The following is a 12,469-nucleotide window of genomic DNA, read 5'->3' on the forward strand; positions in this document are numbered from 1 at the left end:
CCGAAGGGCTCAGTGGGCCGCCTCCGGGTGGCCGTACTGCTTGAGCTTGCGGTAGAGCGTGGCCACGCCGATGTCGAGCTGCTCGGCGGTGCGCGCCCGGTTGCCCGCGTTCTGCGCCAGCACCGCGAGGATGTACTCCTTCTCCATGTCCTCGAGCCTGCGCGGGTTGCCGCTGGGCATGAGGCTGGGCGGCGCGGCGCGGACCTCCTCCGGCAGGTCCTCGCGCTCCACGCGGCTGCCCTCGCATAGGGCCACCGCGCGCTCCAGGGCGTTGCCCAGCTCGCGCACGTTGCCGGGCCACTCGTAGCGCAGGAGCTGGTCGGCCGCGTCCGGTGACAGGCCCGACACCTTGCGGCCCAGCCGCTCCGCGGCCTCGGCGAGCAGCAGCCGGGCCAGGGGCAGGATGTCCTCGCGCCGCTCGCGCAAGGGGGGGATGCGCAGCTCGATGACGCGCAGGCGGTAGTAGAGGTCCTGGCGGAAGCGACCGGACTTCACCTCCTCGCTCAGGTCGCGGTTGGTGGCGGCCACCACGCGCACGTCCACCTTGCGGCTGGTGTTCTCTCCCACGCGCCGCACCTCCTTCTCCTGCAGCGCGCGCAAGAGCTTGGCCTGCATGGAGGCCGGCACCTCGCCCACTTCATCCAGGAAGAGGGTGCCGCCGTGCGCGGCCTCGAAGAGGCCCGGCCTGTCGTGGGTCGCGCCGGTGAAGGCGCCCTTCACGTGGCCGAACAGCTCGCTCTCCAGGAGGCTCTCGGTGACGGCCGCGCAGTTGACGGCCACGAAGGCCTTGTGCGCGCGCGTGGACTCGTCGTGGATGAGGCGGGCGATTCTCTCCTTGCCCACGCCGCTCTCGCCGGTGACGAGCACCGTGGAGTCCACCTTCGCCGCGCGGCGGCCCAGGTTGATGACCCGCTGCATGGCCTCCGCGCGCGCCACCATGCCGGCCGGGTCCTCCGTCACGCCCACGCGCGCGAGCGACTGGCGCTTGGCGCGCAGCTTGCGCTCCGCCTGCTTCAGCGCGTCCGTCACCTGCGCGAGCACGCCCTCCATGCACTGCGTCTCGTAGAAGCGCAGCACCTCCTTGCACTCGGTGGTCCACTCCTCCGAGGGGCGGCCGACGATGTGGCACGCCGCGTCCCCCTGGCCCACGCAGCGCAGCTCCGTGCAGTAGATTTCCCGGCCGTTGACGTAGCTCATGTACCCGGACGCGAAGCCGGTGAGGCTCCAGCACACCGGGTGGTCCGCGCGGCCCAGGTGCAACAGGTGCTGCTCGGCCTCGTACGAGTCGCGCCACTGCGCCTCGGCGAAGGGCTCCGGGCCCTCCTCGGGCTTGCGCTCCATCCGCTCCACCCGCACCTGGCCCTGCAGCGTGTGCAGCCGCCCGCCCGCGCGGCGCCACAGGGACTCATCCGTCCAGGGCACCGCCCCCTTCATCGCCTCCGCCGTGCGCCAGCCGTGCGCGTAGCCCAGCCGCGTGAAGATGCCCCGCGCGGCCGTCATGCCCATCAGGTTCACCAGCTCCTTGCGGAGCAGTCCCAGCGCCACCGGGTCCATGAGCAGCACCCGCTGCCCCGCGAAGTGGATGAGCCCGCCCCCCGGTTCGAAGGACAAGAGCTCGCCCAGCCCCAGCTCGAATTGACCCGCCACGGTGTCCCGCTCCTTCCAAAGTGATGCCTCTCTCTATCGTTTTGAGATGTTTCCTGCACGACAGGTTGTGGGGTGGGAGTCATTTCAGGGGGTTGGAATCCCGGGGACGTTGGTCCTGGGGTTGCAGTAGAAGGCGCCATCATGGGAGGCGGCTTGGACAGGCGAGGAGTGCTGCAGGGCATGGCGGCGGCCGGGGTGGCGGGCGCCCTGGGCACGGGCTCCGCGAGCGGGCAGGCGAAGGCCCCCGCGCTCTTCGTCTCCCATGGCTCGCCGATGGTGGCGCTGGACACGGACGCGTACCCGCGGGCGCTCAAGAGCTTCGGTGAGGGCGTGTCCACGGCGAAGGCGCTCGTCGTCGTCTCCGCGCACTGGGAGACGCCCGGCGAGGTGCGCGTCACCGCCAGCGAGCGGCCGCCGCTCGTCTATGACTTCCACGGTTTTCCGAGCGCGCTGTACCAGCTTCGCTACGCGGCGCCGGGCGCGCCCGCGCTGGCCACGGACGTGGTGGGCCGGCTGAAGTCCGCGGGCCTCGAGGCCGTCGCGGACGGCGAACGCGGGTTGGACCATGGCGCGTGGGTACCGCTGCTCCACACGTTTCCACGCGCGACGTTGCCGGTGGTGCAGGTGTCGATGCCGCTGGGCGCGCGCGCGGCGGACATCGCGAGGATGGGCGAGGTGCTGCGGCCGCTGCGTGAAGAAGGCGTGCTGCTGATGGGCAGTGGTGGCATCGTCCACAACCTGCGCCGGGTGAATTTCCGAGAGAAGGATGCGTCCCCGGAGCCGTGGGCGCAGTCGTTCGACACGTGGGTCGCGAACAAGTTGGAGGCGCGCGACTTCACGGGGCTTCAATCATGGTTGGATGCACCCAATGCGACGCTCGCGCATCCAAGGGCCGAGCATTTGTTGCCGCTGTACTTCGTCCTCGGAGCCGCCCTCCCCGAAGACCGCATCACCCCCGTGTTCGAGGGCTTCCATCACGGAACCTTGTCCATGCGCAGCTTCGCGCTGCGCGCCTGAACCCGCAGTTCATCATTCGAGGAGCACACCCCTATGAAGACGACCCTGAAGAGCGCGATTGCCCTGCTGGTGGCCCTGCCGTCCCTCGCCTTTGCCGCCACGTGGGACGTGGACCCGGCCCACTCCAGCGCGGGCTTCACCGTGAAGCACATGATGGTGTCGAACGTGACGGGCTCGTTCAACATCAAGCAGGGCGCGGTGAACCTGGACGACAAGGACATCACCAAGTCCACCGTGGAGGCCACGCTCGACGCGGCGACGGTGAACACGGGCAACGCCAAGCGTGACGAGCACCTGAAGGCGCCGGACTTCTTCGACACGGCGAAGTACCCCACCATCACCTTCAAGTCGACGAAGGTGGAGAAGGCGGGCGAGGGCAAGCTGAAGGTCACCGGCAACCTGACCATGCACGGCGTCACCAAGCCGGTCGTCCTGGACGTCACGGGCCCGTCGAAGGAGTCGAAGGACCCCTGGGGCAACACCCGCACGGGCGTGTCCGCCACGACGAAGCTGAACCGCAAGGACTTCGGCCTGACCTACAACACGGCGCTGGAGACGGGCGGCGTGGCGGTGGGTGAGGAAGTCACCGTGAACCTGGACCTGTCCCTGACGAAGAAGGCGGACGCCGCCGCCCCCGCGAAGAAGTAGTCCGCGGGTCGCTCGACAGCGACTGAAGTGAATGAAGGGCCTCCACGGTGTGGGGGCCCTTCTTCGTTTCGTGCGTGGGCGCCTCGTGTCGGCGCGCGCGCGGAAATGAAAGAGGGGCCGCCACGGTGGTGGGGCCCCTCGGGTGTGGCTTGCGTGGAGGGCTTCAGCCCTCGGCGACGGCCTGCACGCTGGCGCGGTAGATGAAGATGCGCGCGGTGTTGGTGCGCTGGTCGGCGGGGACGACGAAGAAGCCCGGGGTGGTGCTCTTGAAGTCCTGGGAGAAGCCCGCGACCTGGCGCCCGTCGTTGAAGGTGACGCGAATCTTCTGGCCCTCGGCCTGGGGCTGACGCGCGCCGGCGGGGAGCATGAAGAAGATGGCCTTCACGCGCTTGCCGGGAATCTGCTCCGGGGCGAAGCCGCTCTGCTGCTCCAGGCAGATGACCTCGTCGAGCAGGTCCGCGTCGCGGATGGTGCCGCGCTTCACCTGGCCTTCCACGGTGTGGATGATGACGCGGTGTTCGCCCTCGATGAACGAGGTGATGGAGTCGGCGTGCAGGGGCACGGCGGCGGCGAAGAGCGGCTCCCTCACGGCGGCGAGCGGCTGCGGGCTCGAGGCCAGGGAGGGCGTGGCTCGCGCGGGAGGCGCGGGGTAGGGCGAGCGCAGGGCCGCGCTCATCGCCGCGGCGGCCACGGCGGTGGCGGGCGTCGGCGTGGGCTCGGGGGCCTCTTCCACCAGCTCGATTTCGGCGAGCTCCTGCTCTTGTTCCTGCTCGAGCTCGACGGGGACCTCCTCCTCGATGGAGGCGGAGAGGTCCGTCGCGGGGGCGCCGAACGCGTGGCCGTTCTGAGCCTGCCAGGAAGAGGCGGGCGCGGCGGGCTGCTCCTCGGCCCAGGAGACCTCCTCGGCCTGGATGGGCTCGGCTGGGCGCTGCTCGGTGGCGGAGAGCTCGACCATCGGCTCCACGTCGACCGGGGCCTCGCTCCACTCGGCCTGCGCGTTGGACGGCTCCTCCGTGGCGGTGTTGTTCCAGGTCGACGAGTCCTGGGCGGAGGACCACTCGGACTGGACGGCGTCGGCCGGGAGCTCTTCGGTGGTGGACCACTCGGGCTGAGCCGTGTGGGGCGCGTCGGTCGAGGACCACTCGGCCTGGACGGCGTCGGCAGGGAGCTCTTCGGTGGCGGACCACTCGGGCTGAGCCGTGGGGGGCTCGGTCGAAGCAGTGGGCTCTTCAGAGAGGACGGCGTCGGCGGGGAGCTCTTCGGTGGCGGACCACTCGGGCTGAGCGGTGGGGGACTCTGCGGCCGACGCGGACCAATCGGTCTGCACGGCGTCCGCCGCAATCTCCGGCGTCGCGGACCACTGGGACTGTTCGAAGGGGGCCGCCGTGGCGTTGGCGGACCACTCGGCCTGGACGGCGTCTGCGGGAAGCTCTTCCGTCGTGGAGGCCCACTCCGGTTGCGCGGCAGTTGACGAGGCAGACCAGTCGGTCTGCACCGCGTCTGGGGCAATCTCCGGCGTGGAAGCCCACTCGGGCTGCGCCGCGTCCACGGGAATCTCTTCGGTGGCGGACCAGTGGGGCTGAGCGGCAGGAGCCTCCGTCGAGGCTGCGGACCAATCGGACTGCACGGCGTCCGCAGGGAGCTCTTCCGTGGCGGACCACTCGGGCTGCACCGCATCCGCGGGAAGCTCTTCGGCGGCGGCCCACTCGGGCTGCGCGGCAGGCGCCTCCGTCGAGGATGCGGACCAATCGGTCTGCACGGCGTCCGCGGGAAGCTCTTCTGTCGCCGCCCACTCGGGCTGCGCGGCGGGAGTTTCCGCGGAGGTCTCGGACCACTCGGGCTGCACCGCATCCGCGGGAAGCTCTTCGGTGGCGGCCCATTCGGGCTGCGCGGCGGTCGACGAGGCAGACCAGTCGGTCTGCACCGCGTCTGGAGCAAGCTCCGACGTGGCCGCCCACTCGGGCTGCGCGGCTGGAGTCTCCGCGGAGGTCGCGGACCAGTCAGTCTGCACCGCATCCGCGGGAAGCTCTTCGGCGGCAGCCCACTCGGGCTGAGCGGCGGGAGTCTCCGTCGAGGTGGCGGACCACTCGGCTTGCACTGCATCCGCGGGAAGCTCTTCCGTGGCGGCCCATTCAGGCTGCGCCGCAGGGGGCTCCGCCGTGGACGAAGACCACTCGGCCTGCACCGCGTCCGCGGGAAGCTCTTCCGCGGCAGACCAGTCAGTCTGCGCGGCAGGCGTCTCCGTTGATGACGCAGTCCACTCCGTCTGAACGGCGTCCGGGGCAATCTCCGGCGTGGTCGCCCACTCGGGCTGCGCGGCAATTACATCTGTCGAGGAGGATGACTCTGCCTGCACGGCGTCCGGGGCAATTTCCGGCGTCGCCTCCCACTCGGGCTGCGGAGCGCTCGCCTCTGTCGCGGACCACTCGGACTGCACGGCGTCGGCGGGAAGCTCTTCCGTGGCGGCCCACTCGGGCTGGGCGGCGGGCGTCTCCGTCGAGGTGGCGGCCCACTCGGCTTGCACCGCATCGGCGGGAAGCTCTTCCGTGGTGGCCCACTCGGACTGCGCGGTAGGCGTCTCCGTCGAGGACGAAGACCATTCGGCCTGCACCGCATCCGCAGGGAGTTCTTCGGCGGCGGCCCAGTCGGGCTGGGCGGCGGGCGTCTCTGTCGACGTGGCGGACCACTCGGACTGCACGGCGTCGGCGGGAAGCTCTTCGGTGGCGGCCCACTCGGGCTGGGCGGCGGGCGTCTCCGTCGAGGTGGCGGCCCACTCGGCTTGCACCGCATCGGCGGGAAGCTCTTCCGTGGCGGACCACTCGGCCTGCACGGCGTCGGCGGGAAGTCCTTCGGCGGCGGTCCACTCGGGCTGAGCGGCAGGTGCCTCCGTCGTGGACGAAGACCACTCGGCCTGCACGGCGTCGGCGGGAAGCTCTTCGGTAGCAGCCCACTCCGGCTGAGCGGTAGGTGCCTCCGTCGTGGACGAAGACCACTCGGACTGCACGGCGTCGGCGGGAAGCTCTTCCGTGGCGGCCCACTCGGGCTGCGCGGCGGGAGTCTCCGTCGTGGACGAGGACCACTCGGCCTGCACCGCGTCGGCGGGAAGCTCTTCCGTGGTGGCCCACTCGGGCTGCGCGGCGGGAGTCTCCGTCGACGTGGCAGACCACTCGGCCTGCACCGCGTCGGCGGGAAGCTCTTCCGTGGTGGCCCACTCGGGCTGCGCGGCGGGAGTCTCCGTCGACGTGGCAGACCACTCGGCCTGCACGGCATCGGCGGGAAGCTCTTCCGTAGCGGCCCACTCGGGCTGCGCAGCGGGCGTCTCCGTCGACGTGGCCGACCACTCGGACTGCACGGCGTCGGCGGGAAGCTCTTCCGTGGCGGCCCACTCGGGCTGAGCGGCAGGCGTCTCCGTCGACGTGGCCGACCACTCGGACTGCACGGCATCGGCGGGAAGCTCTTCCGTGGCGGCCCACTCGGGCTGAGCGGCGGGAGTCTCCGTCGTGGACGAGGACCACTCGGCCTGCACCGCGTCGGCGGGAAGCTCTTCCGTAGCGGCCCACTCGGGCTGCGCGGCGGGAGTCTCCGTCGACGTGGCCGACCACTCAGCCTGCACGGCATCGGCGGGAAGCTCTTCCGTGGTGGCCCACTCGGGCTGCGCGGCAGGCGTCTCCGTCGACGAGGCAGACCCGTCGGTCTGCACCGCGTCCGGAGCAATCTCCGGCGTGGCCGCCCACTCAGCCTGCGTATCAGGCGTCTGCGCGGAGGACGCAGACCACTCCGACTGCACGGTGTCCGCGGGAAGCTCCTCGGCCGCCATCCATTCGGGCTGCGCTCCAGGCGACTCCGTCACGGGCGCGGACTCATCCGTCTGCACGGCGTCAGCAGGAAGCTCTTCCGTGGCGGCCCACTCGGACTGCGCGGCGGTGTTCTCCGACGTGTCGTGTGCCTGCTCCGTCTCGGACGCGCTCCACGCGGCCGAGGTCGCGTCCGCCGCGGCGTCGGTCGCCGGGGCCTCTGCTCCCGCCTCACCCGTCGACCACTCCGATGACGTGGTCGCCGCGAGTTCGCCCGCCGAAGCGCCTTCGCTCGTCGCGCTCCACTCGGGCTGTGCCTCGGACGTCGACCACTCGGTCGATGCGGCCTCCGCCGTCTGCTCTCCCGTCGCGTCCCAGGTGGGCTGCGCGGCCTCGGCGTTGGCCGAAGCCCATTCCGGCTGCAGCTCGATGACCTCCGAGCCCTGCGCCGCCGCGCTCCACTCCGCGGAACCACCCTCGGCCGGCGCCTCGCTGGAGGACCACTCCGCGCCGCCCGTCGTCTGTGACGCCATGCCCGCGCTGCTGGCCAGCGGCTCCAGCTCGCTCGACTGCGTGCTCCAGTCCTCCTCCGCGCCGCCGTAGGCCGGAAGGTCCAGGCTGCGCTCCGCCGAGGCGGTGAACTGCCCGGGCTCCAGGAAGTCTCCCGCGGTCGCGAGGGGAACGGCCTCCTCGGGGCTGCCGCTCAGGTCGAACGCATCCTGCGACGCGGGCGCGGCCTCCGTGTCGACCTCGATGGTGTCCGCCTGGAGGTCGGGTCCCACCTGCACGGAGCGAAGCTCCAACGAGGGAACCGTGCTCGAGCTGAAGGGCAGCGGCGTCGTCGAGACCGCCTCCGCTCCAACCTCCGCGACGTCGAGCGTGGGCGACTCGCCCGCGGATGCGCCGTCCTCGCCCGAGGTCGCCTGCGTGGCCGTGGAGGCCATCCACACCTCGGCGTCCGTCGCCTCCTGCGTGGGCTCAGGCTGCGTCGAGGCAGCCGTGTCATCCGTGGACGCGGACACCTCGCTGACGTCGGAGGCGTCGAGCGAGATCTCCTCGGCCGTGCCCGCATCGACGTCCCCAGCCGAGAGCTCCACGGTGGAGGACGACGCGTCGCTCACCTCCGAGGCCTCGAGCACCAACTCCTCCGCCACATCACCCGCGTCGAGCGCGATGGGCTCGGCGGACTCCATGGCGCCGACATCGATGATGTCGTTCGCGTCGGCGACCTCCGTCGGCGAGGACTCGAGTGGATCCACCGCCAGCGGAGCCGAGGCCCACGCCTCGTCCACGGGGGCCGACGAGAGGTCCTCCGCGAGCACCGGCTCGCTCTCCGCCGAGGCATCGAGCAGCTCGACCTCGGACGAGGGAACCTCCACATCGGAGGACTCGAGCGAGGTCTCCTCGACGGGCTGCGCCTCCAGCACCGGCGTCTCGGCGACGTCCGGCGTCGTCTCGACCTCCAGGGAGAGGTCAGCGAAGGACGACTCGAGCGAAGACTCGGGCACCTGCGCGGCGGCCGCGGGCTCCTCCGCGCCACCCAGCGCGCTGAAGTCATCCTCGGCGCTCGTCGGAACCTCCACGGGCGTCGCCGCCTCGGACCCCGACGCGACCTCCGCCTCGGAGACCTCCAGCACGTCCTCGAAAGAGGTGGCGTCAGAGGCGGGCGCGCTGACCTCGGGCGTCGCGGCGGGCGCCATCCACGGCGCGGGCTCGCTCAGCGCCGGGATGTCGATGTCGTCCGAGCTGAGGTGCAGGTTCTCCGGCTCGGCGGCGGGCTGCGGCGCGTAGGCGCTCGGGTCCTGCCCAGCCCAGCCCTGCTGCTGCGCATAGGCCTGGTTCGGATCGTACCCCTGCTGCGCATACGCCTGGTTCGGATCATACCCCTGCTGCTGCGCGTAGGCCTGGTTCGGGTCGTAGCCCTGCTGCGCATAGGCCTGGTTCGGGTCGTAGCCCTGCTGCGCGTAGGCCTGATTCGGGTCGTAGCCCTGCTGCGGGTAGCCCGCGTAGGCCTGGTTCGGATCGTACGGCTGCTGGGCGTAGGCCTGGTTCGGGTCGTACCCCTGCTGGGCGTAGGCCTGGTTGGGGTCGTAGCCGGCGGGGTAGGCGTACCACTGGCCATCGGCGCCGTAGTAGCCCTGGGCCTGGTTGGGGTCGTAGCCGGCGGGGTAGGCGTACCACTGGCCGTCGGCGCCGTAGTAGCCCTGGGCCTGCTGGGCATAGGCCTGGTTGGGGTCGTAGCCGGCGGGGTAGGCGTACCACTGGCCATCGGCGCCGTAGTAGCCCTGGGGCGCGGCCTCCGGCTGCTGCCACGCGGAGGCGTCGGCGGGCGCATCCTGGATGCCGAGGAGACCACGCAGCTCACCCCAGCGAGCCTCCTCCACGGGAGACAGGCTTCCCAGCTTTCGCTTCTCGTCGAGGAAGCGAAACTCTCTCATTGCCGCGCGCGTGTCCGACATCCGTCACCTTGCTGCGGACGGCGGACTGCCCGGTTACCGTCGCAGCGCAAATGGGGGGGCTGCGAGTGTAGGTGACTCCCGGGGAGGGGTAAACCAAATGGACCGAGCTTGCCCGGCCGCTACCTCTTCTGGACCGACTCCTCGACCTCTTTTTCGAGGTCATCCATGGTCATCCCATAGTGGGTCAGTAACGCCTTCTCGAAGGAGGGCTGCCCCCGGCCCCTGCATACGGCTCGGGTGAGGGTCATCAGGCGGTAGGCCCCCTCACGGCGCATCAGCTCCTTAACCCCCAGTCCGGAGATGTCGTACGCCATCCCCGCGTTCCCCATCCGGATAGGGGGGATCTTCGTCATCGACCGGAGGCTCATGACGCGAACGTCCGACGTGGAGAGGAGGGCGTGAATCTGCTCCATCATGTCCGGGGTGGGGCCCGGGATGTCCAGGTACTTCCACTCCACGAACATGGCCACGCCCTCGCTGAACCACATGGGGAGGAAGGCCGTGTCGAGGTCACCACTGCCGCAGATCTCCGCCATGACGGCATGGACGTACTCATGGACGATGGTCGCCTTGTTCTGGCTGTTCAGTTCGGCGGCGTTGTTGATGTGGATGGCGTTGGTCTTGTAGATGCCCGCGACGCTGTTGGCGACCCTGTCACCGAACACGACGCGGAACTCCGCCGACGTGTAGAGGACGACCGTCACGGGCTGCTCACGCGTCTCGCCCAGGACCTTCTGGACGAAGTGGTGCGCCGTATCGAGTATCTCGACGATGCGGCCCTCGTACTCGGCGCGCTGGGCGAAGTCCCGGTCGTTGTTGAAGTAGGTGATGACGTACCGGCTGTTGGCGCGCACGCGCATGCCCAGGGAGTTCACGCCGGACTCGAAGCCGACGCGCGGCGTGCGCACGCTCATCCCTGGCCGCGTCTCCAGGGCCACGACGGTGGAGTCGTCGCCCGCCTGGGCGCTCGCCGGCCGTGTCTCAGCGCCCCGGGAGGGGGAGCCCCCGAGCTTCTTCTCGATGCGCGACGCCTCCGCCCGCGCCGAGTCCTCCTGCAGCGTCTGCTGCCGCGCCTGCTGGAGCAGCTTCTTCGCCTCCGCGGCCTCGCGGCTGCGCGGGGGCACCTTCTCCAGCGCCGCCTGGGCGCCCGCCGAGTCCTGCTCCTCCAGCAGCAGCTTGCCCAACTCCAGCGGGAAGGCGCCGTCCTTGGGGAAGAGCGTCACGCCCTTGACCAGGGTCGCCTCGGCCGCGGCGCGCTGCTCGGTCTTCCGGGCCGCGCTCGCCAGGCAGCGCAGCGCGGGAGCGGACTCCTGGAACACCACGGCGCGCTCGCCCAGCGAGTACGCCATCACCGCGTCGTCCTTCAGCAGGGCCTGGCAGCCCTTCACGAGCGCGCCGGACACCCCGGCGCGCTGCTCGGGGGGCACCGCCGTCGCGTCACCGGAGGAGAAGGCCAGGTACAGCTCCTCCCAGGCCTTCTGTCCGGAGAGCTCCTTCGCCTTCTGGGCGGGGGTTTGCGGAGTGGCGGCGACCAGCAGCGCGACGAGCAGGGAACGCATGGGCCCAGTATGGCCGACCCCCTCGGGCCGCGTGCAAGGCCCCCTCCCTTTACTTCCGGGCCACCTGCCAGCCCAGCTCCTCCAGGGCCTGCTCCAGCTCGCGGATGTGAGAGGGGCCCGTGGTCTCCAGCGTCACCTCCACCATGGCCTCGCCCAGCCCCGCCTTGGAGAAGGCGCGCTCGTGGTGCAGGTCCACCACGTTGGCCCTCAGGTCCGCGATGCGCGTCGTCAGCCGCGCGAGCATGCCGGGCCGGTCCGGCAGCCGCACCTCGAGCTGCACCAGGCGGCCCGCCTTCACCAGGCCCCGCTCGATGATGCGGCTGATGACGTTCATGTCGATGTTGCCGCCGCTCAGGATGATGGCGGTGCGCTTGCCCTTCGCCTGGGGCACGTGCCCGTTGAGCACCGCGGCCACGCCCACCGCGCCCGCGCCCTCCACCACGCTCTTCTCCTGCTCGAGCAGCGTGAGGATGGCGGCGGCGATCTCCTCCTCGTCCACCGACACGATGGTGTCCACGTACTTGCGCACCATCTCGAAGGTGAGCTCGCCCACCCGCTTCACCGCGATGCCGTCCGCGATGGTGGTCCCCGCCGCCGGCAGCTCCATCAGCTTCCCCGCCGCGACGGAGGCCTTCATGCTGTCGATGGTGGACGTCTGCACGCCGATGACCTGGATGCCGGGCTTCTTCTCCTTCAGCGCGCAGGCGATGCCGGAGATGAGCCCGCCGCCGCCGATGGGCACCAGCACCACCTCCACGTCCGGCCACTGCTCGAGCAGCTCCAGGCCGATGGTGCCCTGGCCCGCGATGACGTGCGGGTCGTTGAAGGGGTGCACGAAGACCAGCCCCTCGGCCTGCTGGATGCGCAGCGCCTCCGCGTAGGCCTCGTCGTAGTTGGTGCCCTTGAGCACCACGCGCGCGCCGTAGTCGTCGCGCGTGCGAGACACCTTGATGAGCGGCGTGCGCTCCGGCATGACGATGGTGGCCTTCACCCCCAGCCGGCGCGCGTGGTACGCGACGCCCTGCGCGTGGTTGCCGGCGGACGCGGCGATGACGCCCCGCTGGCGCTCCTCCGGCGACAGCGTCAAGAGCTTGTTGAGCGCGCCGCGCTCCTTGAAGGCGCCGGTGCGCTGGAGGTTCTCCAGCTTGAAGTACACCGCGCCGCACTCGGTGCGCTCGGTGAAGTAGTCCGAGGCGGGGCAGGGCGTGGGTCGGATGGCGTCGCGCAGACGCTCCCGCGCGGTGAGGATGTCCTGGAGGGTGACCATGAGCGTGCGCGTCTAGCGGAAGCGCGCCCCGGGCGGAAGGGACAGCCTGCACCGGACCTGGGGCCCCGACGCGTTGCC

General features: G+C 70.8%; 6 protein-coding genes. 2 read left to right on the forward strand and 4 right to left on the reverse strand.

Translation table 11 applies throughout. The features are described 5' to 3' along the window. Nucleotides 1-9: 9 nt before the first annotated feature. The gene (locus VZQ01_RS29105) at nucleotides 10-1,647 is read right to left on the reverse strand and encodes a sigma-54-dependent Fis family transcriptional regulator (protein WP_141323539.1); all 1,638 of its coding nucleotides are present in this window, start codon (nucleotides 1,645-1,647) and stop codon (nucleotides 10-12) included. Nucleotides 1,648-1,788: 141 nt separating this feature from the next. Between VZQ01_RS29105 and VZQ01_RS29110 the strand changes: the two genes are divergently transcribed. After that, nucleotides 1,789-2,664: a dioxygenase family protein gene (locus VZQ01_RS29110; RefSeq protein ID WP_223748543.1), complete on the forward strand. Its 876-nt coding sequence runs from the start codon at nucleotides 1,789-1,791 to the stop codon at nucleotides 2,662-2,664. A 33-nt stretch (nucleotides 2,665-2,697) separates the two neighbouring features. Beyond that, nucleotides 2,698-3,312: a YceI family protein gene (locus VZQ01_RS29115; RefSeq protein WP_223748544.1), complete on the forward strand. Its 615-nt coding sequence runs from the start codon at nucleotides 2,698-2,700 to the stop codon at nucleotides 3,310-3,312. 163 nt (nucleotides 3,313-3,475) lie between these two features. Here the strand turns inward: VZQ01_RS29115 and VZQ01_RS29120 are convergent, their stop codons facing one another. The 3 genes from VZQ01_RS29120 to ilvA form a co-directional block, all read right to left on the reverse strand. Further along, a complete protein-coding gene (locus VZQ01_RS29120; protein WP_426745272.1) occupies nucleotides 3,476-9,565 on the reverse strand; it encodes a DUF6982 domain-containing protein in 6,090 nt (2,029 codons plus the stop codon). A gap of 119 nt (nucleotides 9,566-9,684) precedes the next feature. Continuing rightward, nucleotides 9,685-11,124 carry a peptidase MA family metallohydrolase gene (locus VZQ01_RS29125; RefSeq protein WP_141323531.1) on the reverse strand — a complete coding sequence of 480 codons (1,440 nt, stop codon included), beginning with the start codon at nucleotides 11,122-11,124 and terminating at the stop codon, nucleotides 9,685-9,687. 49 nt (nucleotides 11,125-11,173) lie between these two features. Next, nucleotides 11,174-12,391 (reverse strand): threonine ammonia-lyase, encoded by a 1,218-nt coding sequence (ilvA, locus tag VZQ01_RS29130; RefSeq protein ID WP_426745273.1) that lies wholly within the window; start codon nucleotides 12,389-12,391, stop codon nucleotides 11,174-11,176. Nucleotides 12,392-12,469 lie beyond the last annotated feature (78 nt).

Origin of the sequence: Myxococcus faecalis (assembly GCF_050039385.1) — a bacterium.
Lineage (GTDB): Bacteria > Myxococcota > Myxococcia > Myxococcales > Myxococcaceae > Myxococcus > Myxococcus fulvus.